The organism is Ulvibacterium sp. (genome assembly GCF_965248315.1).
Lineage (GTDB): Bacteria > Bacteroidota > Bacteroidia > Flavobacteriales > Flavobacteriaceae > Ulvibacterium.
In genome coordinates, this window is the sequence record NZ_CBDFIX010000002.1 from 4,174,367 (window position 1) to 4,200,518 (window position 26,152).

Sequence of the window (26,152 nt, forward strand, 5' to 3'; positions counted from 1 at the left end):
ATGAACAAAGGATTGTTAGCCCTAATGCCAACTATTATCACCAAAATTATATCCTACTATAAATAGATTTCAATTTTTTCCGGGTGGCAATATCGCGCCAGCCCTTGCCAAGGGCATTCTCCCATAAAGGTTCCATGCTAAGGGAAACGCTTATCATGGTTTCGTAGTCGCTATCGGTAAGGTCAGAACAGATACCCGTTGGCAGTTGTACTTTTTGTTTTTGCACCATCTGATCAAAAAGTGCCACTCCTTTCGGGTAAAACTCTTCCAAATGCTGAAATACCATACAATTCCCTATGCCGTGTTTTACGCCAAGCAAATAGGACAGTCCATAGCTCATGGCGTGTGCCACCCCTACTTGCGAGTACGCTATGCTCATGCCTCCGTGCCAAGAGGCCATCATTAGTTTATCCCTGGAATCTGCGGGTGATAACTCACCAAGATACACTTCCTTACAAAGTTCCAAAGCCTTTTCACCGTAACTTTGGCTGAAAGCGTTTAAATAGGTACCATTGAGCGATTCTATACAATGGATAAAACAGTCCATTCCTGTATAAAACCACTGTTCTTTTGAAACACCATTGGTTAAATCAGGATCCAGGACCACTTGATCAAATGTGGTGTGGTCCGAATTTATTCCCAGCTTTTTTTCCGGCCCCAAAAGAACGGTTGTCCTGGAAACCTCTGCTCCAGTACCACTTATTGTGGGAATACCAACATGGTAAACCGATGGTTTTCCTACCAAATCCCATCCCTGGTAATTACATGAACTTCCCTTATTGGTCAAACAAATTGATACGGCCTTGGCCAAATCCAAGAGAGTACCGCCCCCAATCCCAACAATTCCGGACGGGAGTTCGTTAAACTCCGTTTTTATTCTCCCTACCAGGGCATCAACTTGAACCGTTTTCGGCTCCTCCTCGGCAGAAACAAAAATTACCTGGTCATTAAAAATTAAAGGGATACGACTAGCAAACGATGTACCTTCAAAAACGTCGTCGACCAAAAATATAAATGGAGCTTCGGAATGCCTACGCTTGGGCATAAGTATTTCGCCCAATTGATCAAAACTTCCTCGCCCAAATATTACCCTGGGCACCATGGGAAAGTTTCTATACCGACTTACTTTAGAAGTGATAGAATCCCTTACGCCAACCTCTTTTCTAATCTCCATAACGATTTACAAATACTTCAAAATATCCGTCAATTGATTAATTTTCAGATATGTATACTTTCCTTCTTCTACTGATACTTCCTCATGCTGCCATGTAGTGTGAAAAGGAACATGTACGGCCTGAGCGCCTATATTGAGAATCGGTAAAACATCGGATTTTAGGGAATTCCCAATCATCAAGAATTCATTAACCCCTATTTTCAAATGATCCAACAAATTTAGATAGTTTTCTTCTTTTTTATCACTCAAAACCTCAACGTGGTGAAAATAATTCGACAAGCTTGAGCGTTCCAATTTGCGTTCTTGGTCCAAAAGATCGCCTTTGGTCAAAACTATAAGTCTATACTTTCCATTCAATTGTCTCAATACTTCCTTTACTCCGCCCAATAGTTCAACAGGATGTGCAATCATCCTTTTACCAAGATTCAATATTTCCGATATCGTTGCTTGGGAAACTTGATTATTTGATAATTCCATGGCAGATTCTATCATGGAAAGCATAAATCCTTTAATCCCATATCCATACAGCTCAAGGTTTTTCATTTCCATTTTGAAAAGCTCTTGGTCTATTTTGTTCTTGGTCTCATAGCCCTCCAATAAATCTGCAAATTTTTCCTCGGTCTCCCTAAAATAGGTTTCATTTACCCAAAGTGTGTCATCCGCATCAAAGCCTATAACCTTGATGCTGCTGTAATCTATTTCCATTCCTCTTGTGCCCGTTTTAAGTCCTCAGGGGTATCAATTTCTATTCCACTAATGGTCGTTTCTACCATTTTTATTTTTTTCCCATATTCCAAATAGCGAATAGCCTCAATTTTTTCCGATGCCTCCAATGGAAGCATAGGCAATTTTTGAAAATCCATCAGGGCCCTTTTTCTAAAAGCATAAATTCCTTTATGTTTAAAGTAAGGAGGGTCAACTTCCTCCGCCCTATGATACGGAATAGGGGATCGTGAAAAATATAGGGCGAAATTATAATGGTCAACAATAACTTTTACGGTATTGGGGTTGTGGATTTCGTCCTTATCCCGAATCCTGACCATTAAGGAAGCTAAATCGATTTCTTTTTTCACATCACCTTGAAATACATTTAGTACCGCTGCTAAACTTTCCCTATCGATAAAAGGTTCATCACCCTGAACATTTACAATAATATCCACATCCATATCCTCAACTGCCTCGGCAATACGGTCACTTCCACAATCGTGTTCCTTAAAACTCATTTTTGCCTTACCTCCGGCATTTGAAATGGTATCAAAAATAAGTGTGCTATCAGTAACTACGTAGACGGCATCGAAGAGCTTTGTTTTCACAGCAGCTTCATAGGTCCTCAAGATTACGGGTTTGCCCATAAGGTCTTGCATCAATTTTGCGGGAAATCTTGATGCCGCATAACGCGCCGGTATCATAGCAATAACTTTCACCTTCTTTTTGTTTTGGTTGGTCTATTTTATGTTTTGGGTCGTGGCCTTAATTTTCTATATATCCTGAATACAATTATCAAGATTACGATGACCAGGACAGCCGCCATTATGGGCGCAAAAATAGAGGCCACGGAGACAACAAGAGCAGTTCCCGTTTCTACCGTAGATACTATAGGGTTTGCCAGACCTCCTGTAGATGCCGTAGAAGCCAGCCGGCTCGTGGCACCGGCACCTTTAATTGCCGTAGCGGTACCTCCGCCTGCTATAATGGCCAATGACCAAGTTATAACAGGATCTAAATCGGCAACGGTAGATACCATAACAGCCGTGCCTGCTATAGCCGCCAAGGGTATGGCCATACTATCCAAAACATTGTCCACCCATGGAATGAAATAGGCAAAAATCTCAACTACGGTAGCCACGCCCAATGTAATCAGGGTAGCAAGACTTCCCACCCATTGCCAATTCTCGTTAAGCTCCCAAATATTAAAGTAGGCAGCCAAACTTAGGGCGAACAAGGGTAAAAAAACCCTAAAGCCAACAGAAGCGGCAAGGCCTATACCCAAAAAAATGCTAACAATGGTATCCGAGGTCATTCTATTTTATGGGAGCTTTGTTTAACCACCCCCTTTAACTGCACGAATTTAACTTATTCATTCCCAACAAAAAAATTGTCCTTAAAGCCAATGAGATACAGTTGTCTTTTGGCACGTGTTATTGCTGTATATAGCCAGCGAAGATAATCCTTATCCACCCCATTGGGTAAATAAGGTTGTTCTACAAAAACGGTATCCCATTGCCCTCCTTGTGACTTATGGCATGTAATGGCATAGGAGAACTTTACCTGCAGCGCGTTAAAATACCTATTGTTCTTAACCCCTAAAAATCTTTTGTACTTGGACTTTTCATGTATATAATCCTTACTCACCTCCTGGTATAATTTGTTGCCATCCTCATAGGACAAAGAAGGTGTAATGGCCTGTATAGTATCTAGGAGGAGCACTGTTTCAAATGGCTTTTGATCGGGATAATCTACCATTCTTACTTTAACCTCGGCAAATTTGAAACCGTAAATCTCCTTTAGGGTAAGAATTTCAAGCACTTCAATGATATCGCCATTTGCTATAAATCCAGCTTCGGAATTAGGCTTTAACCAAAAGTAGTTGTTCTTTACCACCATCATATAATCACCGACGGCCAATTCATTTTCAAGAAATAAAATCCGGCTCCGAATATTTTCATTGTAAAGATTCGCTCTTTTGTTTGAACGAACAATAAAGGCCGTCTCTTCTCTCCCGTTCCTAGAGTAAGATGAATCTATGGCTTCTTGTATTTCATGGCCATCCACCAACCTTTGGATGTCTTTAAAAAGGTTGACATCAAACTGAAACGAATCAAAAAAACCGCCTTGAAGTTGTTCACGCAACAGGGTTGCGTTGACTAAAATACCAGAATTTTCTGCTTGACGAACTACTTCATCCAATTCAACCTTAACTATTTCTTTATTATAATTGAGGGATAACTTGTTCTCATCCAAAGCTGGACTTATATTCAGATGTACCGGGGGCAACTGAGCCGTATCGCCTATTAAGATCAATTTACAGTTATGGCCCGAATAGACGAACATTAATAAATCGTCCAACAAGGAACCGTTTTCAAAAAGTTTGGAATCCGCGGGGGAATCGGGAATCATTGAGGCCTCATCCACAATAAAAACTGTATTTCTATGTTTATTTGGCGCCAACACAAATTGAATTCCACCTCCACTCTGTTTTTTTGGAAAATATATCTTTCTGTGTATCGTAAATGCCTGTGTATTGGAGTAATTGGACATTACTTTTGCCGCCCTTCCCGTCGGGGCCATGAGCACAGACTTCATAGTCGTCTTCCAAAGGCAATTGACCAAAGTACCTATAATTGTAGTTTTTCCCGTACCTGCAAAACCTTTTAATAGGAACACACTATCCTTTCCTTCGGACAAAAGATAATCGGCCATTTTTTGAAGAACGACAGATTGCCCTATGGTAGGTTCGTGGGGGAATTTCTCTTCTAGAATAGCATAAAAAGACGTACTTGAAAGACGTTTCATAGATTTTCAAAGATAGAGAGGATTTCCTTGCAAAACCTCTGTAATATTATAAAAGAAGTCTTATTCCAGGTCAGATGGCCAAGTAACATTCCTTCTCTCTGAGATTTATAGCCTTGCCTTCCAAGCCTATAAAACAAGGAGATTTTCCACCGTTAGACCCATAAAATCCAGTGCAAAATCCGAATGCAAAAAATTAGGCAGTTTGCAAAAAAATTGTAGATTTGTGTTAACCACTAAATTTAATTAACACATACGAAATGAAGACCATAATACAAATTGTACTTTGGATAGCTTGTGTAGGACTTGGATATCTTATTTATAGATCGGTTACCGGTCCCATAGAGTTCAACAAAGTTAAGGTAGAACGCTTTGCCAAAGTAGTTTCCAACCTGAAGGATATTCGAAATTCCCAGGAAGCATACAAAACGGTAAACGGTAAATACGCCAAGGATTTCAATAGCCTTATCACTTTTGTGGACACCGGAAAATATGTGATAACCCAGCAAAGGGATTCCTCGTATATGGAGTTTGACAAGGTATACCAAATTGACCTGTTGAAAGAAGTGAAAATTATCGACACGCTTGGTTTTATTTCGGTAAAGGATTCATTGTTCAAAACAGACGATCGTTTTAAAAGCATGATGAACGTTCCTGGAGCACCAGGTGGTGAAAAGTTTGAAATGAAGGCGGATATCATTGAAAAAAGTGGTTACAAGGCTCCTGTTTTTGAAGCAAAAGTGGAGAAAAACGTAATACTTTATGACCAACCCCAGGACTTATTGGCAAAGGAAAATGCTGAAATAGGAGTGGACGAGGTGAATGGAAATGTTATTAAAGTAGGTTCTTTGGAGGAAGTGAGCACAAGTGGTAATTGGCCTCCTATTTACGATAAAAAAGGTGAACAATAATTCCAAGGGAATTTCTCAAGATTTTTTGAAACTGTCCATTCAAGTTAGTTTGAATGGACTTTCTTTTTGTATTCTGGATACTATTAAAAATACCGTGCTGCTATCGGAAAAGAAAACTTTTGACATAACCCTTACCCCCTATAAACTGTTAAGGGAAGTAAAAGATCTCTTTAAAAAACATTCCATTTCTCAAAAAGAGTTCTCCGAAGTAATTGTCATTCATCAGAACAAATTATTCGGTTTGGTCCCAAAACCACTGTTCAATCCGGAAGAGCTCCCTAATTATATAAAGTTTAATGCTAAAATATTGGCAAGTGATCATATAGATTTCGACGAGATAGCAAGTTACGATATGGTTAATGTTTATGTGCCATTTGTAAATATCAACAACTATATTTATGAGCTTTTTGGTGATTTCATTTTTAAACATATCGGTACCGTTTTGATTGAATCTTTATTAAAAAATCATACCAACGGGAAAAGTCCGGTTTGCTACGTTCATGTGTCCGAAAAAAATATGGACATCGCGGTTATCTCCCAAAAAAGATTGTTATTGTACAATAGTTTTTCATTCGATACGAAAGAGGATTTTCTTTATTATCTCCTTTTTGTACTGGAACAATTGAACTTGGATGCGGAATCTGTCACCTTACGACTCTTTGGCAGTATAGAAGAGGATGATGAAATCTATGTGCTTTGTTATGAATATATTAAACATATCTCCATTTTTATGCCTACGGGTGCGTCGCATCCTTTTATAGATACTGCATCTGAAAATATCGATTTTGCCATATTAAATTCCCTATAATGCGCATTATCTCCGGGGAACACAAGGGGAAACGGATCTTGGCCCCTAAAAAATTACCTGTTAGGCCTACGACCGATATGGCCAAAGAAGCTTTGTTCAACATTTTGAACAATCGATATTATTTTAAGGACGTATCTGTTCTCGACCTGTTTTCGGGTACTGGAAATATTAGTTATGAGTTCGCTTCACGAGGCTCCAAACCTATTTACGCCATAGATACCAATAGCAATTGCATAAAATTCATTTCACGAATGGCCCGTGAATTAAAATTTAATATCACCCCCATTAAGGCCGATGTTTTGGTCTATTTGAAGAAGTCCGACATAAAAGTAGATATTATCTTTGCCGATCCCCCTTATAACATGCCTTTAAATGATTTTGAAAAAATACCCCAGCTTGTTTTTAATAATGACCTACTTACAGAAAATGGCATACTGGTAATTGAACATTCCAAGCATATGAACTTGTCCCAATCTATTCATTTTTCGGATTCAAGAAAATATGGAGGGAGTATCTTTAGCTTTTTTGATCCATCCACAGGTGGACAAGATCGCGAGTAAAGCTAAAATGGACATTATAAAAAAGCAGGCCATAAGCCGGATTCTGTTTCCATTAATACGGATCCTTATCATTTATCTAGGCCCTTGGTCACCCAAAAGCTCCATCCGCCTACCCTTCGGCTTGGGCATGCAACCCTCATAACGCCGGTATATGTGGCGTTTCACCGCATAGAGTTTACCTGATTTCACTACAGCATTATCTGTACATACTTTCTGTTGCACTGGTCCTTTCCCATATGCATGGGAAGACGGGCGTTACCCGCTATGCCGCATTTTGGTGTCCGGACTTTCCTCCCCCAATAGCTATCAAGGGCGATAAGGCGACCTGCTTCTCGCAAAGGTAGTCCAATTGTTGATAAAAATTAACGATATGGCCCATTATCACAGCATATCAAAAACAGCTATCTTTATATTTGTAGAACAAGTTAGCTGTAATTCAAAAGACACATATTGGAACCATTTATCGTATCAGCTAGAAAATATAGGCCTCAGACATTTGCAGATGTCGTTGGACAGGAAGCCATTACCAAGACCTTATTGAATGCCATTGAAAGCAATCATTTGGCACAAGCCTTGCTTTTTTGTGGACCAAGGGGAGTTGGCAAAACTACATGTGCCCGTATTTTGGCCAAGCAAATCAATCAAGATGGTACGGAACGTGAGGAAGAGGATTTTGCCTTTAATATTTTTGAGTTGGATGCAGCATCCAACAACTCGGTAGATGATATCAGAAACCTTATCGATCAAGTACGAATCCCACCACAGGTCGGAAAATACAAGGTGTATATCATAGACGAGGTGCATATGCTTTCCCAGTCGGCATTTAACGCCTTTTTAAAAACCTTGGAGGAGCCACCAAAACATGCGATTTTTATTTTGGCCACCACTGAAAAGCATAAGATAATCCCCACCATTTTATCCCGTTGTCAGATATTCGATTTTAAACGAATAACGGTCAAGGATGCTGCGGCCTATCTAAAAAATATAGCCGAAAGACAGGGCGTACAAGCCGAGGACGATGCCTTGCATATTATTGCACAAAAAGCCGATGGCGCGATGCGTGATGCGCTTTCCATATTTGATAGGGTGGTCAGTTTTTCAGGAAAACAACTTACCCGAAAGGCAGTTACGGAAAATTTAAATGTACTGGATTATGATACCTATTTCGAGGCCACAGAGTTAATATTACAACATAAAATCCCCCAATTGCTATTGTTATTGAACAGTACACTGGCCCTTGGTTTTGATGGACATCATTTCATTGTTGGTCTGGCATCCCATTTTAGGGATTTAATGGTGTGTAAACATCAAGATACCATTGATTTATTGGAAGTGGGTGAAGTGGCAAAAAATCATTATCAAGAACAGTCCAGGAAAACTTCCAACTCCTTTTTGTTGAAAGCCTTGGATATTGCCAATGATTGCGATTTAAATTACAAAGCCAGCAAAAACCAAAGATTACTTGTAGAACTGGCCTTGATGAAAATGGCATCTATCGATTTTGAAAAAAAAAATCCTGATTCCACTGATGTAAACCAATTCGCCAACGCGCCTATTGCCCCTGCATCTTTTTTTAATCATTTACCGGCCCCAGTTCTCGAAACTGCCAACACATTAAAGGAAGTCCATTCAAAAGACTCTCCAATAGACGTTGAGCCATCAGCTTTTACTGCAGAAGTAGAAGAGCAGGTTCCAGTTAATGCTAAAATTGAAATTCCAGTTGCTCCCAATACGATTACTCCTACTCCACCTGTCACAAACAAACCGCCAACATTAGAGAGGATAAACCTTAAGACAGCCGGAAAAAGGATATCCGGACTTTCCCTTTCCAGCCTTAAAGCAAAAAAAGAGCATCATCTAAGCAAGAAAGAGGAATCCATTGAGGAAAGCCAACTTCCAAAAGATGTCTTTACCGAAGAGGATATGCAAAAACATTGGGCAGATTTTGTTCAAAAGATAGATGGGGAAGGCAGAAAGATACTGGCATCCAGTCTCACCACGGATACACCCAAACTCTTTGATGAAAGCACCATCTGGATAGAATTGCCCAATGATACTATGAAAAAAGAGGTGGAAAGAGAACAGTATGATCTAATGCTACACCTAAGGCAGCAATTGAATAATTATTCCGTTAATCTAAGGATTACCGTTAATGAGCAAACGGCCAAGAAATTTGCCTTTACACCAGAGGAAAAATATCAAAAACTTCGGGAGAAAAACCCTGCTATTGATCTACTTCGCAAGGAATTCGATCTAGACTTTTGAAGCTCGTAAAAAACGGGTGCGAAGGGCATACACGAACATTATGACAGAAATAATGAGGAGACCAAAGGCCTCCCTACCCTCTTCAATATTTTTTATATCTCCAGTACCTATTTCAAAACCTTCAAACTTTTCGGGAAAAATATAGACAAAACCCAATAGGGCAATAACTCCAAAAGATAAAGGCACCAAGTAATGCATTCTCCCTATAGCGAAGCCAAAAGAAACCAATGCCGCAATACTATAAATTAAAATCCAGACCCAAGGATCGGGATCATTATATTGTACTACTGCCGATACAAGGAACAAGGCTCCAAAAACCCAACCCAATATGGAGAAAAGTAATCTCATAAAAACAAATATAATAAGCAAGCTTTTGAATTCTATTGCAATTCCCATTAAATTTGAAAAAATCCAATTACAATGCTGGGATTAAAACTGCCAACGGACCCAAGGTGGGTAAATATCGTTGAAAAAAACATCGGAGAAATTCTTACGGATCATGCCTACTGTGAACAAAAAGCGGCCAGTACGGCTATTTCCCTAATCGTTACTTTTCCCGAATATCCAGAATTGGTAGAAGAAATGATTGCGCTTTCCCGAGAAGAAATGGGTCATTTTAAAATGGTCCACGATAGAATTATCGCAAGGGGAGAAATCTTGGGTAAATATCGAAAGGACGAATATGTAATCGAATTGATGAAATTCTTTCCAAAAGGCGGCAGCCGAGCAACACAGTTGGTCCATAGACTGTTGTACGCTGCATTGATAGAGGCGAGAAGCTGTGAACGGTTTCGTTTATTGTCCGAAGAACTTAAGGATAAGGAACTAGCGGAATTCTATCATAAACTGATGGTAAGTGAAGCCTCGCACTATACCATGTTCCTCAAGTTTGCTAGAATGTACGGGAAACGCGATGAAGTTGATCAAAAATGGAAGGAATTACTAATCTACGAGGCGGATATTATGAAAAATCTTGGAAAAAAAGAGACTGTTCACGGATAAATCGAAAAAGGCACAAAGAAGGTATCAGGAATTGAGTTTGTCCAAATAATAATCATAGGTGGCGAACTGCGATCTTACCTCTGGGCCATCGCTCTTTCTGTAGGCATTATCCTGTTCTTCGGAAAAGACCCTGGCCTTTAAATTGTCCTTCCAAGAGATTTCAAAAGTATCTATTAATTCCTGTTTTACATCCTTATCATAAATAGGGCAACCCACTTCCACCCGATAATCCAGGTTTCGGGTCATCCAATCTGCCGATGAGATATATACTTTGGGGTTATCTTCATTGGCAAAAATAAAAATCCTGGGATGTTCCAGAAATTTATCGACTATGCTTATGGCCTCAATATTATCGCTCATCCCTTTAACCCCGGGCACCAGACAACATATACCACGTATTATCAATTGAATTTTTACGCCAGCCCTACTCGCCTCGTACAATTTATCCGCCATTTTATAAGAAGTAAAGCTGTTCATTTTTATTTTTATATAGGCTTCCTTACCTACAATGGCATTGGCGATTTCATTATCAATCAATTTTTGAAACGTACTTTTGGTATAGTGTGGGGATACCACCAAGTGTTTATATTTGTTTATCTTATAAGTGGTTTCAAAAAAGGCAAAAACCTTGTTCAATTCCTTTAAAATGGGCTCATGTGCCGTAAAAAGGGTGTAGTCCGTATAAATTCTGGCCGTGGATTCATTAAAGTTGCCTGTACTTATAAATCCATAACGTTTAATTTCTTCGTTCTCCTCCCGTTCAATAACACATATTTTGCTATGTACCTTAAGGCCGGGAACCCCAAAGATCAATTTAACACCTTCTGCCTGTAATTGCTCTGCGTATTCTATGTTCGCCTGTTCGTCAAATCTCGCCTGTAGTTCAATCTGAACGGTGACCTGTTTCCCATTTTTGACGGCATTAATAAGTGATGCGGCTACCTGAGAGTTATTAGCCAGACGATAGACGGTTATTTTTATACTACGGACCTTCGGGTCTAAAGCCGCCTCCCTAAGGAACTTGATTACATAGGAAAACGTATGGTATGGGGTATATTGCAAATAGTCCTTTTGCGCGATGTGCTCAAAAAGACTGCCCTCCATACTTAAGCCCTTGACTGGCAAAGGAGTAATCTTATCATAGAGCAAATCCTTCCTTCCTAAACTAGGAAAGCCCATATAGTCTCTTCGATTGTGATATCTGCCTCCTGGGATAACACTATCCGTATCTTCTATATTCATCTTTTCTTTTAGGAATAGAAGCGTATCTCTCCCTATGCTTTTGTCATATACAAACCTAACGGGGTCGCTTATTTTGCGAGATTCCACACTGGAAGATATCTTTTCGATAAAGCTTTTGCTCAGATCATTGTCAATATCCAATTCGGCATCCCTGGTAATTTTTATCATATGTGCGGAGATGGACTCATATTCGAACATGGTAAAAATGCTGTCTAAACAGTACCTAATCAAATCATCCAAGATAATAATGAAGTTTTTTTCTCCTTCCTTGGGAAGTACCACAAAACGATCTATCCCTTTTGGGATTTCTATAAGGGCATATCTTTTTTCCTTTTCCTCTTCATCTCCCCGTATCACCATTTTTATGGCTAGATATGCAGCAGTATCCTTCAACATGGGAAACTCGGTAAGGTCATTGAGAATAATGGTCATGAGCTGGGGGCTCACGTTTTGAATAAAGTAATTCTTTACAAACTCCTTTTGATTTTCATTGAGCTCCGTTTCCCGTAAAAGAAATATATTTTGTGTCTCAAGCTCCTTCTCAATGTTCCTTAAAATGGTAATACTGTCTGCCTGCTGTTTGATTACAATTTTGGTGATTTCCTCCAGCAAATCTTTCGCTTTCTCTCCTCCGAGAACACTTTTACCTGTCTTTCCAGCTTCCACTATGCGTTTGACCGTAGCATAACGCACTTTAAAAAACTCATCAAGATTGTTGGAAAATATGCCCAGGAATCGAAGTCTTTCTATGAGCGGTACGTTCTTATCGGCACTTTCCTGTAATACCCTTTCATTAAACCATAACCAACTAATTTCCCTGTTAACATATTGATTTCCCGTTTTGTTCATTCTTTAAGATCTTTTGGAAAAATGGTCTGTACTGTAATCCCTTTTTCCACGGAAGCCCATTGGTCGGTCTGAAACTCCAAATGAACCAGTCCGCTGGTAGGAACATTGTCAATATAGCTATTTCCCAAGGAATTGGCAATATGTGTAAAGGCATGGTTATGTCCAAAAATCATTACTGTTTTTAAGTTGTCGTCCAGGCCTTGAACAAACTCTAGCACATCATCGCCCGAAAAATCGTACAACATTTCTGAGAGCTCAAATTTGGCAAAGGGAAAGTCCAACTGTCTTAAAAAAATTAGGCAGGTATGAAGTGCCCTACTGGCAGGGCTTGAAAAAATGGCATCAATCCCCATATCCCGGGAATGGAATGCGGAACTCACCAAATGACCATCATTTATTCCTCTTTCGTTAAGTGGCCGATCTTTGTCATCTACGGAATACTCCCAAGAAGATTTACCATGCCTTACCAATATAAGTGTCTTCATTTAACGTAAACTTAATATGAGTTAAAGATGTCAATACCGAAATCAGAAGAGCTCAATGGACCAAAATCTTAGGGTGCCAACCGTTCTATCTTCCAGTTAAAATCTTCTTGAAGGGTATAACGGATACGATCATGCAAACGGTTGGGTCTACCCTGCCAAAATTCAATGGATAAAGGCTTTACAATATAACCTCCCCAATAATCGGGCCGTTCAATATCTTTCCCAGAATATTCTTTTTCAAGCGCCTTTAACTTTACTTCCAAAAATTCCCGGGAAGGAATAACGCTGCTTTGGTTAGATACTATGGCCCCTAATTTACTGCCCTCAGGCCTGGATTCAAAATACCCATCGGAAAGGTTTTCGGCAATTTTCTCGGCATTTCCCTTTATAATGATCTGTCGCTCCATGGTCGGCCAAAAAAATGAAAGACATACGTTGGAGTTCTCGGCTATCGACTTCCCCTTTTCACTTTCATAGTTCGTATAAAAAATAAATCCTTCATAGGTATACTTTTTAAGGAGAACTACCCTGTTTTTTGGAAATCCATCCAAGCCCAAGGTAGAAACGGTCATTGCATTAGGCTCCTCCGTTCCCTCCGAGGCCTCAACCTCATAAAACCATTTTTGAAAGAGTTCCATGGGATTGTCTGAGATATTATCCTCCATTAAGGCGCTCTTTTCATATGATTTCCTATAATTCCCTAAATCTTTTTGCATTTTGCTATCATCAAAAAAACAAGATAGGCAAAGTTCTTAAAAAGACGGGACTCTGGAAAGATGAATCGGACATTTCAAACCAAAGCTTGGTGAAAATAGAAATCAAAATTGAAAGATTCTCCCGTCTCTTGCAAGTTCCACATTTTCAAAAATCTCTTCGGCTTCTTCCTTGAAAAGATCTATGGATTTATATCGGGTAGAATAATGCCCCAGAATAAGTTTACCAACTTTGGCCATCTTCGCCATAGTTGCAGCTTCCTTGGCCGTAGCATGCTTTGTTTTAACGGACAAATGTTTTTCAGTTTCCAAAAAAGTAGCTTCGTGATATAGGATATCCACACCCATTATCTGTTCCTTTAAATCTGGTTTAAACTGGGTGTCACTACAATACGCATAGCTCATGGATTTTGGTGGATCTAACGTAAGTTTCCCATTGGGAATTGTTCGACCATCATCCAATGGTACATCCTCACCTCCTTTAATGTTACGGAAATGAGCCTTATCAATTTTAAAGGCCCTTACGGCTTCTATATTCAATTTTCGTTCCAATGGTTTCTCCCTAAATAGAAAACCATTGGTATACACCCGATGATTCAAGGGAATGGTTTCTACAGTAACCTTATCGTCCTCAAAAAGTATTGTGGGCTCTTTGGAGGTAAGCTCATGGAAAATTAAGGGATAATTGGTCCATGAATCCCCTAGCTTCAACAAAAGGGTGATTGCCTCTTTTATCCCCTTTGGGCCGTAAATATGCATTTCCTTGTCCCGCCCTAAAAGCCGAAAAGTCGAAATCAATCCAGGAAGTCCAAAAAAATGATCTCCATGTAAGTGGGAAATAAATATGTGGTTGATCCTTGAGAATTTTATCCTATTCTTCCTCAATTGTACTTGGGTCCCTTCCCCACAATCTATTAAGAACATATGGTTTCTGATTTCCAATACTTGTGAGGTGGGGTTGGTAAGTGTTCTTGGAGTGGCAGCGTAACAACCTAGAATTGAAAGTTTCATTGCCAACTAATTAGAAATCCAAATCTCTTTCAATTTCTTCCATTTCAATAATATCATGTGCTTCCCTAAGGGTTGGTACTACACAAATCTCATCTGGTACTTGATCAAACGAAACTTTGTCAGTTACCAAAACAAAAGATTTTTTGGAGGCTCTATGCCTATTGGAAAGATTCAAAAACTCCAAAATGTCCCCAGAACTTAATTCGGAAAATGAAAAAAGATTGATGATAACATTATCATTTTTGATTTCTTGATGGTAGCTGTTCAAGTTTTCCAAAAATTGTTTCAGCGCGATATTTTCCTGATGTACCACGATTGTATTCCCTTCCCTATCAAAAATCATGGTTTACTGTTTTATTTTGGAGGCCAGTAAATAAATAACGGCCATACGTATGGCCACTCCGTTTTCCACTTGGTTCAATATGATGGATTGCTTTGAATCAGCCACATCACTGGTTATCTCTACCCCCCTGTTAATCGGACCCGGATGCATAATTACAATTTCTTTGTCCAGATCATCCAACAACTTTCTGTTCACCCCATATTGTTGTGTGTATTCCCTAGTGGTAGGAAAGTAGCTAATATCCAATCGTTCATTCTGGATGCGCAGCATATTGGCCACATCGCACCAATTTAGGGCTTTCTGCAAATCGGTCTCCACTCCTACACCTAAAGATTCTATATATTTGGGCAATAGGGTGCGTGGTCCACAAACTTTTACTTCGGCCCCTTGGAGCTTTAAAGCGAATATATTGGACAAGGCTACCCTGGAGTGTAGAATATCTCCCACAATAACCACTTTTTTACCCGCCACATCACCCAATTTTTCACGAATGGAGTATGAGTCTAAAAGAGCTTGGGTAGGATGTTCGTGGGCTCCATCCCCCGCATTGATAATGGAAGCATCGACATATTTGGCTAAAAAAATCCCCGCTCCCGGATTGGGATGGCGCATCACTACCATATCCACCTTCATGGAGAGGATATTGTTTACCGTATCGATCAAGGTTTCGCCTTTTTTCACCGATGATTGTCCAGCGGAAAAATTAATGACGTCAGCCGAAAGGCGTTTTTCCGCAAGTTCGAAGGACAACTTGGTACGTGTGCTGTTTTCAAAGAAAATATTGGCTATGGTTATATCCCTAAGGGAGGGTACTTTTTTGATCGATCGGTTGATGACCTCCTTAAAATGATCGGCAGTCTCAAAAATGAGGTGAATATCTTTCTCTCCCAGATATTTTATTCCTAATAAGTGCTTAACACTTAATTCGCTCATTCTTATTTATTTATCAAATATATTACGTCCTCTCCGTCATTTTCCTCCCACATTACCTTTACCTTTTCATCGTTTATGGCATCTACTTGCCTACCCCTATAATTGGGTTGTATGGGCAAATGCCGACTAAAGCGACGATCAATAAGCGCAAGCAGTTCAATCTCCTGAGGCCGACCAAAGGATTGAATAGCTGTAAGCGCTGCCCTTATACTTCTCCCGGTATATAGGACATCATCAATGAAGACCACTTTCTTATCCTCGACCAGAAAATCTATTTTGGTGGTGTTGGCTTCTAAGGGCTTGTCCCCCCTTCTAAAGTCATCTCGATAAAAGGTGATGTCCAACAAACCAAGATTTATCTCTTTTACACCATATTCCGATTGGAGTATTTTTTTTAGTCTTTGGGCCACAAAAATACCCCTAGGTTGCAAGCCAATTAGAACGGTATCCTTGAAATCCAAGTGATTTTCAAGAAGTTGGCAAGCCAAACGATGAAGAATGATATTGATTTCTTTTGAGGAAAGTAGTACTTTTTGGCTCATGTATTAGACCGTCTACTCTTGAAAGGACAAAAATAGGGATTATTCCTTAAATAAGAAGTTTGATTTAAGACAAAAGAGAAAGCCCTGAACCGTATGCACAATTGGTTCAGGGCTTTCATTTCCTTAAAGGAAAGCTAGTTCTAAAACCTATTTCTTTTTATTGGCTTCCATTTTGTCCTTTAAAGCTTGTAATTGCTCATTGGCGTCTCCTAGGGTAGGCTTGGACTCCTCCGCACTTACCGCCGCCCTCTTGGCCGCAGCTTTTACGTTTCGTCGTTCCTCTTCCTTGAAAATAGCGGTATGGCTTGCCACTACGCGCTTAAAGTCCTTGTTAAACTCAATAATCTTAAATTCGGCTTCTTCACCTTTGCCCAACTTCTTCCCATCTTCCTTCTCCATGTGCCGTTGCGGAATAAAGGCAGTGATATCCTCATTGAAGTCTATGGTACCTCCTTTATCCACTATTTCAGTAATGGAGGCCTTATGTACTGTTCCTTCGGCAAATTCCTTTTCGTATTTGTCCCAAGGGTTTTCCGTAGTCTGTTTGTGGCCGAGGCTAAGCTTACGACCCTCTACATCCAATTCCAGTACTTCTACTTCAATAGTATCTCCAACAGTTACAAATTCTGACGGATGTTTGATTTTCTTGGTCCAGGAAAGATCCGAAATATAAATCAATCCGTCTATTCCCTCTTCCAATTCTACAAACACACCAAAATTGGTAAAGTTCCTGATAATTCCCTTATGTCTGGAACCAACAGGGTATTTGGTGGTAATATCGGTCCACGGATCTGGGGTAAGTTGTTTTATGCCCAAAGACATCTTACGATCTTCCCTATCCAAGGTTAATACTACTGCTTCTACCTCGTCACCAACATTTACAAAATCCTGAGCGGAACGTAAATGTGTGGACCAGGACATTTCAGAAACATGGATAAGTCCTTCAACACCTTCCACAACTTCAATAAAGGCTCCGTAGTCCGCAATAACAACCACTTTCCCTTTTACTTTGTCTCCGATCTTGATTTCATCACTCAAAGCGTCCCAAGGATGTTTCTCCAATTGTTTTAGCCCCAGTTGAATCCTTGACTTGTTTTCATCAAAATCCAAGATAACAACGTTGAGCTTTTGATCTAGCTCCACCACTTCGTTAGGGTGATTTATCCTGCTCCAGGAAAGATCGGTAATATGAATCAATCCGTCCACGCCACCTAGGTCAATAAAGACACCGTATGACGTAATGTTCTTGACAACACCTTCCAATACCTGTCCTTTCTCCAACTGGCTGATAATTTCCTTCTTTTGTTCTTCAATATCGGCCTCAATAAGTGCCTTATGGGAAACTACCACGTTCTTGAATTCATGGTTTATCTTAACCACTTTGAATTCCATGGTTTTCCCCACGTACTGGTCATAGTCACGAATCGGTTTAACATCAATTTGTGAACCGGGCAGGAAGGCCTCGATGCCAAAGACATCTACGATCATACCGCCTTTGGTCCTACATTTTACAAATCCACTTACAATTTCCTCCTTGTCATGTGCATTATTTACGCGCTCCCAAGCCTTAATGGTTCTGGCCTTTCTGTGGGAAAGTACTAGTTGACCACTTTTGTCCTCGCGGATATCGATCAGAACCTCTACTTTATCCCCAATCTTTAAATCCGGATTATAACGAAACTCGTTTAAGGAGATTACTCCTTCGGATTTTGCGTTGATATCTATAATGGCCTCGCGCTCCGTTAAGTGGACTACTTTTCCCTCAACCACTTCCTCATCTGCCGTATCCACAAAGTTTTCGGCTACCAAATCCTCAAACTCTTGAAGTTTGGAGTCCTCTACGCGCTCTATCCCTTGTTCGTATTTTTCCCAGTCAAAATTTTCCAAGAATTCCTTGGGATCTTGAACCTGAGTTTCTGTTTGTGTTTCCTGTGCTGCTTCAGTAGTTTCTTCTACCTGGGCCGTTTGTTTTTCTTCAGCCATATGCTGATTTAAAATTTGTATTCCGAAGTGTTACAAGAGCTAAACAATATCCCCGAAAGTTGTTAAAAGTCTATTTTTATTGTATCCTTTTCCTCTTGAATCTTTGCAAAAAAGGATTGCAAAAGTACAATTTAAAAATGGTTTTGCAAACCATAAATAGCTAAGCCGGATGCAAAAATACTATTTCAAAGCTTTTTCATAATAATATATGAAGAATCGTTATCTTTCAGGCATTAATATTAACCATTAAAAGAGAACAACTATGAGCGTTAAAGCCAAGTATCAGCCCGTTTTAAGTTTGGGCGAACAGTTAGGAATCAAGGACGGAAATGTCACCGAGGAAGGTGGTATCATCAAAATAAAAGGTGAGGCCAATACACCTTATGAAAAGGACTTGTTGTGGGATAAGATAAAGGAAATCGGTGGTGAAAACCCTTCCGATATAAAAGCCAATATTACTGTTGCCGATACTTCCGTTTACCATAGACATGTAGTCAAAAGCGGAGAATCACTTAGTAAGATAGCCAAACACTACTATGGAGATGCCATGAAGTATAAACAAATCTTTTCGGCCAATACAAATATCTTAAGCAACCCGGATGTAATACATCCCGATCAGGTTTTGGTTATCCCAAATGCCTAAGATGTCTAAACTTTTATCAAAAAAAATGGGGCGCTCATGGAGTGCCCTTTTTGTTTTTCCTTTCAATAACACGCTTTGCATAATTGTGTAAGCGTTCAAATTGCTCTTGAAGGCCCATATCACTGTTATCGAAAGTTATGGCACCATCTGCCTTCCTTAGCGGGGAAAATTCCCTGCTGGAATCTATCCGATCCCTCAACGCTACATTTTTCAATATCTCCTCGTAGGTGACCTCTTCACCTTTCTCCAAAAGTTCCTTATATCTCCTATATGCCCTTTTTTCGGGTGATGCGGTCATAAAAACCTTAAGTTCGGCATTGGGGAAAACTACGGTCCCAATGTCCCTACCATCCATGACGACCCCTTTTGACTCGCCCATCTCTTGCTGCATTCCGACCAACATTTCGCGAACCTCTTTAATTTCTGCTATTCTACTTACGTATTTTGAAACTTCCAGAGTTCGTATTTCTTTTTCAACATTAACTCCATTCAGGTACATCTCGGAATACCCCAATTTGTAATTGTACTCAAATTCTAAGTTTATTTTAGAAAGTGATGCCACTATAGCATGAGTATCGTTGATATGTTCTGCAATGAACTTGTTTTGAAGTGCATATAGTGTTACGGCCCTATACATGGCACCAGTATCTATATAAACATAGTCCAAGGCTTTTGCCAACTGTTTTGCAATAGTACTCTTCCCTGTAGATGAATAACCATCTATGGCAACGGTAATTTTTCCCATAGGTTAAAAATAGGTAGAATTACAGAGTTCAAAGATGATTTTAAAGCGAATATTTCCTAAAAGGCATTAAAGCTTTTTGGCGTTCTTTACTTTTCTGTCGGTCAGGGCAGTGTCTATAACTTCATGCATGTCTGTTACATAATGGAAAACAAGTCCCTTTAAATACTCCTGTTTTATATCCAGAATATCCTTTCTATTGTCCTCACAGAGAACAATTTCCTTGATTCTTGCCCGCTTCGCAGCTAATATTTTTTCCTTGATACCGCCAACAGGCAATACCTTGCCACGAAGTGTTATTTCTCCGGTCATGGCCAAGCTCTTCTTTACTTTTCTTTGAGTAAACAAGGATACCAAGGAAGTGAGCATGGTAATACCGGCACTAGGTCCATCCTTAGGTGTAGCGCCCTCCGGCACATGGATGTGTACGTTATATTTATCAAAAATCTGGGTATCTATCCCAAACCGCTCTGCGTTGGATTTTATATACTCCATAGCAATGGTAGCGGATTCTTTCATCACCTTGCCCAAGTTGCCCGTTATGTTCAACGTGCCTTTTCCTTTGGACAATATGGATTCTATAAAAAGGATATCCCCTCCAACGCTTGTCCAAGCAAGCCCGGTAACTACACCTGCAACCTCATTGTTCTCATATTTGTCCCTTTCCAAACGTGCAGGTCCCAAAACCTTCTCTACATCGGCATTGCTCACTTTTATATCATACTCCTCTTCAATAGCAATGGATTTAGCGGCATAGCGTACCATTTTGGCAATTTGTTTTTCCAAGGAACGTACCCCGGATTCCCGGGTATATCCTTCAACAATCTTTTCCAATTGTCGCTTTCCTATTTTTAAATCTTTGGAGGAAAGCCCATGCTCCTTAAGTTGTTTGGGAAGTAAGTGCCTTTTTGCTATCTCTACCTTTTCCTCTATCGTATAACCCGTGACATTTATAATTTCCATTCTATCCCGTAACGCAGGTTGAATGGTGGATAAGTTATTGGCCGTGGCAATGAACATCACTTTGGAAAGGTCATACCCCAACTCCAGGAAATTATCATGAAACTCACTATTTTGTTCAGGATCCAAAACCTCTAACATAGCTGAAGAAGGATCTCCTTGATGGCTATTGGAGAGTTTGTCTATTTCATCCAATATGAATACGGGATTAGAGGTACCTGCCTTCTTAATGCTTTGTACAATGCGGCCAGGCATGGCCCCTATATAGGTTTTTCGATGGCCGCGGATTTCCGCCTCGTCCCTCAGTCCTCCCAGGGACATTCTAACATACTCCCGTCCCAAAGCCTCGGCGACCGATTTCCCCAGAGAGGTCTTACCCACTCCCGGAGGACCATAAAGGCAAAGGATGGGTGATTTCATATCATTACGAAGCTTCAATACCGCCAAGTACTCCATTATCCTTCGTTTTACATCCTCAAGGCCGTAATGATCCCTATCCAAAATTCGTTGCGCTCTTTTTAAATCGAACTTATCCTTCGAATATTCGTTCCAAGGTAAATCCAAAAAAAGATCAAGGTAATTTCTTTGAATGGAGTATTCCGCAACCTGAGGATTCATTCGCTGGATTTTAGCCAATTCCTTTTCAAAGTGCTCCTTTACTTTTTTACTCCACTTTTTGGTCTTGGCCTTAGCACGCATCTCCTGTACTTCTTCATCATAGGACACACCACCCAATTCCTCTTGGATGGTTTTCATTTGCTGATGAAGGAAGTATTCGCGTTGTTGCTGGTCCATATCGCTTCGAACCTTGGATTGAATATCATTTTTGAGTTCCAACCGCTGTAATTCCAGGTTCATATACTTTAAAGTTGCCAAAGCTCTTTCCTGTAGGCTACCTATTTCCAAAAGCTCCTGCTTTTCCTTTACATCCAAATTTAAATTCGAGGACACAAAATTGATAAGGAAAGAATTGCTCTGAATATTCTTTATGGCAAAAGACGCCTCACTGGGAATATTGGGGTTGTCTTTGATTATTCGCAAGGCCAAATCCTTTATGGACTCTATAATGGCCAGGAATTCCTGTCCGTCCTCATCCGGTCGCTCTTCCTTTGTCTCCCGCACCGTAGCCATCATGTAGGGTTTTTTGGTAAGTACTTCTGCGATCTCAAAACGCTTTTTGCCCTGTATGATAACCGTGGTATTCCCATCCGGCATCTGGAGGACCCTAAGTATCCTTGCCACAGTTCCCAAGGTATTGATATCATTGATATCAGGGTTTTCGGTTTCCTCATCCTTCTGGGAAACCACCCCTATAACCTTGGATCCATTGTTGGCATCCTTTATCAAATTAATGGACTTATCCCTACCCGCCGTGATAGGGATCACCACACCGGGAAATAGCACCGTATTTCGTAAGGGCAAAATAGGCAAGGTCTCCGGTAGTCCTTCTTTACTCATTTTTTCCTCGTCCTCTGGAGTCAACAGAGGAATCAACTCCGAGTCCTCATCAATTCCATGAAAGGACATATTGTCAAAATTTGAAAATTTGGAATCTCCCATATATTTATTTCGGTCATTCTGTCACAATTAGACAGAATATTATGTTCAACTAAAGCTTTGTTAACACCGATACATCCTATATTCATTATAATCATATGAGATAAGATGCTCTGGCCATACCTTACTGAACAATTGTTATGCCATATCCATAATAGATAAACTTACTTTTTTATATTTTACTGTAACAATCCAAAAATGGAATCATCTTTTATATAAACCGTCCATCTTTTGAGCCACAAGAGTGAACATATTGATGCTTTATTGCAATTATGCCTTAAAGGAAACCAAAGTGCACAACTGGAAATTTACAATCGTTATTACAAGGCGATGTACAACATCTCCCTTAGAATTGTAAAGGACAGTGCCGAAGCCGAGGACATCATGCAGGAATCATTTCTAAACGCGTTTACCAAACTGCATACGTTCAAAGGGGAGGTCACATTTGGAGCCTGGCTAAAACGAATTGTTATAAACAACAGTATCTATCACTATAAAAAGCAGCAGAAAAAAAATGAAGTTGCTTTGGAAGATGTAATGTACAGGGTTGAAGATAATGATGGAGTTGCTTCGGATCATGCGTTTACCGAACTGAAGGCTCAAAAGGTGATGGAAGCCATGAAACGGTTGAAAGACAATTACAGAATTTCTTTAACCCTACATTTAATAGAAGGTTATGACTACGAAGAAATAAGTGGTATTATGAATATAAGTTACGCTAATTGTAGGACAACAATCTCAAGAGCCAAGGAAAGCCTACGACAAAAACTATTAATTGCAGGATGATGGAAAACGAAAATTTGGAAAAACTGTTCAAGCGATTACAAGGTTCTTTTGATATGGAAGAACCAGCTTCGGGCCATGAATCGCGTTTTTTGGAAAAAATGAACGCTGCCCAAGGAGTGGTACAGATGCGCCCAAAAAGAAGAAACTGGTGGAAACCCTTGTCCATAGCGGCCTCTGTTCTTGTGCTTTGCACCATAGGATTTGGTCTTTATACCGGTGAGGCCACAACACAGGAAAAAGTGGCGGAAATCTCCCCCGAAGTGTCCAAAACCGAGTTTTACTTTGCCAATCTTATTGAGCAACAAGTGAGGGAACTGGAAAGCAAGAGCTCCCCGGAAACCGAAAAGATTATTGCCGATACCATGACCCAGCTAAAAAAGTTGGAGACAAATTACCTACAATTGGAACAGGACCTTTTAAATGGAGGTAACAGCAAGCTTATACTTAGTGCCATGATTACCAATTTCCAAACAAGAATAGATCTTTTGCAAGATGTTCTGAACCAAATTGAAACTATACAAACATTAAAAGATTACAATGATGAAAACATTACTATATAAATATACGGCAGTAGTACTCTTTTGTATGCTACCATTGACCTTATGCGCCAATGAGGGAAAATTAAAGGGCAGATACACCAAGGAAAAGACCATTAAAAAAGAGTACAACGTAAACTCTGATGCCCTCCTGAAAGTAAACAATAGCTATGGCAACCTAAATATCACCTCTTGGAACGAGAATCGTGTACTTATAGAAGTACATATTAAGACCAACGGCAACAACGAGGACAAAGTGCAACGTAAGTTGGACAACATCAATGTGGACTTTGACGCAAGCAGTAGTATGGTTTCCGCCAAAACCATTTTTAACGACAGCAAAGGTAGTTGGGGCTGGAACTGGGGAAGGAACAACAACGTAAATATGCAGATCAATTATACCATTAAACTACCGGTAAAGAATAGTGTTCATTTGGACAATGATTACGGAAATATCATTTTAGACCGCGTAGACGGGCATGCCAAAATAAATTGTGACTACGGCCGGTTGGAGATCGGCGAATTAAGGGGTAGGAACAATCAGCTTAATTTTGACTATACTTCCAGATCAAGCATCGGATACATTAACAGCGGAGATATACGGGCGGACTATTCGGGCTTTACCATTGAAAAAGCCGGAAATCTTATGATCAATGCAGATTATACGGATTCAACCGTGGAAGAAATGGAAAACTTACGATATACCTGTGATTATGGAAAAATAGATATCGGTGAAGCAAACGATGTTCAAGGAAGTGGGGATTACATCAATGTAAAGTTAGGTACAATCCATGGTGATGTGGATATCTCCGCCGATTATGGCTCCATAAAAATTGAAGATATGGCCGATGATGCCGGGAACCTTCAAATTAGAACGGATTATACCGGAATCAAAATCGGTTATTCTCCCCAATATCATTTCGACTTTGAAATCGATACGGAATATGCCGGAGTGAGCGGTATGGGTGATTTTGAAGTGAATATCAGCAAGGAAAAATCCCATTCCAAGTATTATAAAGGCTTTCACGGACAGCAAAATAGTGGCAACACGGTCACCATTTCTAGTGACTACGGCGGTGTATCCTTTTCAAGAAATTAATCGAAAACCAACTATTATGAAAAATGTCTTATTACTCGGTTTAGTTTCTATCTTAACCTTTTCCATACAGGCACAAAGCCTTGAAAAACGTACGGTAGGGGAATATGATGAAATCTCCGTATCAGGTTGGTTCGATGTAGAACTAGTGGAAGGGAATGAGGGCCAAATAACCCTTACAGGAAGGGAGAGTCAATTGAAGCATATTGATAGCGAAGTAGTCAATGGAGACCTAAAAATAGAATGGGCCAAAAGATCCAATCTGAACCCCTTTTATTCCTTCTCTAAAATAACGATTACCATACCTGTTGAAAACATCAATGCCGTGTCTCTTTCCGGTTCAGGTTCAATTTCGGGAAGTACAACTTTGACCGCTGACCGTTTTACCACTAATCTTTCCGGTTCAGGTGAAATTGATCTGAACGTAAATGTGAACTCCCTGAATTCCAGAATATCAGGTTCGGGAGATATCATATTTCATGGACAGGCCAAAAATCATGACACGGAGATATCAGGTTCTGGAAAAATAAAGGCTTATGACATGGAAACCGATATTATAGATGCGACCATAAGTGGCTCCGCTAATGTTAATGTCAAGGCCAACAAGGAAATCCGGGCAAGAATCTCAGGTTCTGGGGATGTAAATTATATCGGTACCCCTGATAAAATAGATAGTAAGGTCTCGGGGTCAGGTTCCGTTACCAAAAGAAAAAGAAGTAGTTAGCACATAAATAAAAATCAAAAAACAACACATTATGAAAAAAATAATCACATTAGGTCTGGTACTGGCATTTACGGCCTCTTGTACCGCGCAATGGGGCAGGAGAATAAAAGGAAATGGCAATACCGTTACCATAGAACGGTCTACCGGAGACTATGACGCAATTTCAGTATCAGGATGGTTTGATGTAAATCTCGTGGAAGGAAATGAAGGGGAACTAACCTTAAGGGGAGAAGATAACCTTTTGGAATACATTAAAACCGAAGTTAAAAATGGGAAACTGGTCATTAAGACCGAAAAAGGGGTAAACCTAAAACCTTCCAAATGGAACGAAGGTATTGTTATAACGGTTCCCGTAGAAACTGTAAACTCCATATCGCTATCCGGTTCGGGTGATATCGTTGGTAAAACAACTATAAAGACGAATTCCTTTGAAACGGCCATGTCTGGATCGGGCGACATCACTTTAGCAGTAGAAGCCAACTCCGTCAATGCCTCCATGTCCGGTTCGGGAGATATAAGGCTTAAAGGAAAAACAGATGATTTTGAAGTGAGTATTTCAGGCTCTGGAGATGTTGCGGCCTATTCGCTAGAGGCAGAGAACGTAGAGGCAACGGTATCCGGATCCGCAAACATACAGGTTACAGCCAATCAAAGACTAAAAGCACGGGTTTCAGGATCGGGAGATATAGAATACCGGGGAAATCCCGATAAAGTGGATACCAAGACATCCGGTTCCGGAGATATTTCAAGGGGATAACGCCGTATACAAAAGTAGTA

At 40.0% G+C, this 26,152-nt stretch carries 27 protein-coding genes and 1 other RNA gene; 11 read left to right on the forward strand and 17 right to left on the reverse strand.

Annotation, left to right across the window (positions count from 1 at the left end):
- Positions 1–46: 46 nt before the first annotated feature.
- Genes ACP2AF_RS19410 through ACP2AF_RS19430 form a run of 5 tightly spaced genes read right to left on the reverse strand, consistent with a single transcriptional unit; the run spans position 47 to position 4,687 of the window.
- On the reverse strand, positions 47–1,174 hold the full coding sequence (locus ACP2AF_RS19410; protein WP_425237802.1) for an iron-containing alcohol dehydrogenase family protein: 1,128 nt from the start codon (positions 1,172–1,174) through the stop codon (positions 47–49).
- 6 nt (positions 1,175–1,180) lie between these two features.
- Positions 1,181–1,879 carry an HAD family hydrolase gene (locus ACP2AF_RS19415; RefSeq protein ID WP_425237803.1) on the reverse strand — a complete coding sequence of 233 codons (699 nt, stop codon included), beginning with the start codon at positions 1,877–1,879 and terminating at the stop codon, positions 1,181–1,183.
- Entirely contained in the window at positions 1,870–2,583 is a 714-nt protein-coding gene (kdsB, locus tag ACP2AF_RS19420) for a 3-deoxy-manno-octulosonate cytidylyltransferase (RefSeq protein WP_425238048.1), read from the reverse strand. The genes ACP2AF_RS19415 and kdsB overlap by 10 nt, the downstream gene beginning before the upstream one ends.
- Positions 2,584–2,624: 41 nt before the next feature.
- Positions 2,625–3,194, reverse strand: coding sequence for a DUF4126 domain-containing protein (locus ACP2AF_RS19425; RefSeq protein ID WP_425237804.1), 570 nt, complete (start codon positions 3,192–3,194; stop codon positions 2,625–2,627).
- Between the two features lie 53 nt (positions 3,195–3,247).
- Positions 3,248–4,687, reverse strand: coding sequence for an ATP-dependent DNA helicase (locus ACP2AF_RS19430; RefSeq protein ID WP_425237805.1), 1,440 nt, complete (start codon positions 4,685–4,687; stop codon positions 3,248–3,250).
- Positions 4,688–4,944: 257 nt separating this feature from the next.
- On the opposite strand from ACP2AF_RS19430, the gene ACP2AF_RS19435 reads away from it, so the two are divergent.
- Genes ACP2AF_RS19435 through ACP2AF_RS19445 form a run of 3 tightly spaced genes read left to right on the forward strand, consistent with a single transcriptional unit; the run spans position 4,945 to position 6,963 of the window.
- On the forward strand, positions 4,945–5,595 hold the full coding sequence (locus tag ACP2AF_RS19435; RefSeq protein WP_425237806.1) for a hypothetical protein: 651 nt from the start codon (positions 4,945–4,947) through the stop codon (positions 5,593–5,595).
- A complete protein-coding gene (locus tag ACP2AF_RS19440; protein ID WP_425237807.1) occupies positions 5,585–6,403 on the forward strand; it encodes a DUF3822 family protein in 819 nt (272 codons plus the stop codon). Before ACP2AF_RS19435 ends, ACP2AF_RS19440 begins: the two co-directional genes overlap by 11 nt.
- The gene (locus ACP2AF_RS19445; protein ID WP_425237808.1) at positions 6,403–6,963 is read left to right on the forward strand and encodes an RsmD family RNA methyltransferase; all 561 of its coding nucleotides are present in this window, start codon (positions 6,403–6,405) and stop codon (positions 6,961–6,963) included. The genes ACP2AF_RS19440 and ACP2AF_RS19445 overlap by 1 nt, the downstream gene beginning before the upstream one ends.
- 17 nt (positions 6,964–6,980) lie before the next feature.
- Here ACP2AF_RS19445 and rnpB read toward each other — a convergent pair.
- Positions 6,981–7,295, reverse strand: an RNA gene (rnpB, locus tag ACP2AF_RS19450) — RNase P RNA component class A.
- 118 nt (positions 7,296–7,413) lie between these two features.
- On the opposite strand from rnpB, the gene ACP2AF_RS19455 reads away from it, so the two are divergent.
- Positions 7,414–9,228: a DNA polymerase III subunit gamma/tau gene (locus ACP2AF_RS19455; protein WP_425237809.1), complete on the forward strand. Its 1,815-nt coding sequence runs from the start codon at positions 7,414–7,416 to the stop codon at positions 9,226–9,228.
- Here the strand turns inward: ACP2AF_RS19455 and ACP2AF_RS19460 are convergent.
- On the reverse strand, positions 9,217–9,576 hold the full coding sequence (locus tag ACP2AF_RS19460; RefSeq protein WP_425237810.1) for a transmembrane 220 family protein: 360 nt from the start codon (positions 9,574–9,576) through the stop codon (positions 9,217–9,219). The two genes, ACP2AF_RS19455 and ACP2AF_RS19460, sit on opposite strands and share 12 nt — an antisense overlap.
- Before the next feature lie 72 nt (positions 9,577–9,648).
- Between ACP2AF_RS19460 and ACP2AF_RS19465 the strand changes: the two genes are divergently transcribed.
- A complete protein-coding gene (locus tag ACP2AF_RS19465; RefSeq protein WP_425237811.1) occupies positions 9,649–10,230 on the forward strand; it encodes a tRNA-(ms[2]io[6]A)-hydroxylase in 582 nt (193 codons plus the stop codon).
- A gap of 24 nt (positions 10,231–10,254) precedes the next feature.
- Here the strand turns inward: ACP2AF_RS19465 and ppk1 are convergent, their stop codons facing one another.
- From ppk1 to rpsA, 8 genes are all read right to left on the reverse strand, one after another.
- Positions 10,255–12,321: a polyphosphate kinase 1 gene (ppk1, locus tag ACP2AF_RS19470; protein WP_425237812.1), complete on the reverse strand. Its 2,067-nt coding sequence runs from the start codon at positions 12,319–12,321 to the stop codon at positions 10,255–10,257.
- A complete protein-coding gene (locus ACP2AF_RS19475) occupies positions 12,318–12,806 on the reverse strand; it encodes a SixA phosphatase family protein (RefSeq protein ID WP_425237813.1) in 489 nt (162 codons plus the stop codon). Before ACP2AF_RS19475 ends, ppk1 begins: the two co-directional genes overlap by 4 nt.
- Positions 12,807–12,874: 68 nt before the next feature.
- Entirely contained in the window at positions 12,875–13,522 is a 648-nt protein-coding gene (pdxH, locus tag ACP2AF_RS19480; RefSeq protein WP_425237814.1) for a pyridoxamine 5'-phosphate oxidase, read from the reverse strand.
- A gap of 102 nt (positions 13,523–13,624) precedes the next feature.
- On the reverse strand, positions 13,625–14,530 hold the full coding sequence (locus ACP2AF_RS19485) for a ribonuclease Z (protein WP_425237815.1): 906 nt from the start codon (positions 14,528–14,530) through the stop codon (positions 13,625–13,627).
- 10 nt (positions 14,531–14,540) lie between these two features.
- Positions 14,541–14,873 carry a ribonuclease Z gene (locus ACP2AF_RS19490; protein WP_425237816.1) on the reverse strand — a complete coding sequence of 111 codons (333 nt, stop codon included), beginning with the start codon at positions 14,871–14,873 and terminating at the stop codon, positions 14,541–14,543.
- A gap of 3 nt (positions 14,874–14,876) precedes the next feature.
- Positions 14,877–15,806 (reverse strand): aspartate carbamoyltransferase catalytic subunit, encoded by a 930-nt coding sequence (locus ACP2AF_RS19495; RefSeq protein WP_425237817.1) that lies wholly within the window; start codon positions 15,804–15,806, stop codon positions 14,877–14,879.
- Between the two features lie 2 nt (positions 15,807–15,808).
- Positions 15,809–16,348: a bifunctional pyr operon transcriptional regulator/uracil phosphoribosyltransferase PyrR gene (pyrR, locus tag ACP2AF_RS19500; RefSeq protein WP_425237818.1), complete on the reverse strand. Its 540-nt coding sequence runs from the start codon at positions 16,346–16,348 to the stop codon at positions 15,809–15,811.
- Between the two features lie 147 nt (positions 16,349–16,495).
- A complete protein-coding gene (gene rpsA / locus ACP2AF_RS19505; RefSeq protein WP_425237819.1) occupies positions 16,496–18,331 on the reverse strand; it encodes a 30S ribosomal protein S1 in 1,836 nt (611 codons plus the stop codon).
- Between the two features lie 262 nt (positions 18,332–18,593).
- Here rpsA and ACP2AF_RS19510 point away from each other — a divergent pair, with 262 nt between their 5' ends.
- On the forward strand, positions 18,594–18,974 hold the full coding sequence (locus tag ACP2AF_RS19510) for a LysM peptidoglycan-binding domain-containing protein (RefSeq protein ID WP_282161102.1): 381 nt from the start codon (positions 18,594–18,596) through the stop codon (positions 18,972–18,974).
- Between the two features lie 34 nt (positions 18,975–19,008).
- Here ACP2AF_RS19510 and cmk read toward each other — a convergent pair whose 3' ends face one another.
- Complete coding sequence (cmk, locus tag ACP2AF_RS19515) at positions 19,009–19,719, reverse strand: (d)CMP kinase (RefSeq protein WP_425237820.1); 711 nt, start codon at positions 19,717–19,719, stop codon at positions 19,009–19,011.
- Between the two features lie 66 nt (positions 19,720–19,785).
- On the reverse strand, positions 19,786–22,236 hold the full coding sequence (gene lon, locus ACP2AF_RS19520) for an endopeptidase La (RefSeq protein ID WP_425237821.1): 2,451 nt from the start codon (positions 22,234–22,236) through the stop codon (positions 19,786–19,788).
- 228 nt (positions 22,237–22,464) lie between these two features.
- Between lon and ACP2AF_RS19525 the strand changes: the two genes are divergently transcribed.
- Genes ACP2AF_RS19525 through ACP2AF_RS19545 form a run of 5 tightly spaced genes read left to right on the forward strand, consistent with a single transcriptional unit; the run spans position 22,465 to position 26,132 of the window.
- Positions 22,465–23,019: an RNA polymerase sigma factor gene (locus ACP2AF_RS19525; protein ID WP_120713927.1), complete on the forward strand. Its 555-nt coding sequence runs from the start codon at positions 22,465–22,467 to the stop codon at positions 23,017–23,019.
- Complete coding sequence (locus ACP2AF_RS19530; RefSeq protein ID WP_425237822.1) at positions 23,016–23,579, forward strand: hypothetical protein; 564 nt, start codon at positions 23,016–23,018, stop codon at positions 23,577–23,579. The genes ACP2AF_RS19525 and ACP2AF_RS19530 overlap by 4 nt, the downstream gene beginning before the upstream one ends.
- Positions 23,560–24,654, forward strand: a complete 1,095-nt coding sequence (locus ACP2AF_RS19535) for a hypothetical protein (RefSeq protein ID WP_425237823.1) — start codon at positions 23,560–23,562, stop codon at positions 24,652–24,654. Before ACP2AF_RS19530 ends, ACP2AF_RS19535 begins: the two co-directional genes overlap by 20 nt.
- A 16-nt stretch (positions 24,655–24,670) precedes the next feature.
- The gene (locus tag ACP2AF_RS19540) at positions 24,671–25,375 is read left to right on the forward strand and encodes a head GIN domain-containing protein (protein ID WP_425237824.1); all 705 of its coding nucleotides are present in this window, start codon (positions 24,671–24,673) and stop codon (positions 25,373–25,375) included.
- Positions 25,376–25,406: 31 nt separating this feature from the next.
- The gene (locus ACP2AF_RS19545; protein WP_425237825.1) at positions 25,407–26,132 is read left to right on the forward strand and encodes a head GIN domain-containing protein; all 726 of its coding nucleotides are present in this window, start codon (positions 25,407–25,409) and stop codon (positions 26,130–26,132) included.
- Positions 26,133–26,152 lie beyond the last annotated feature (20 nt).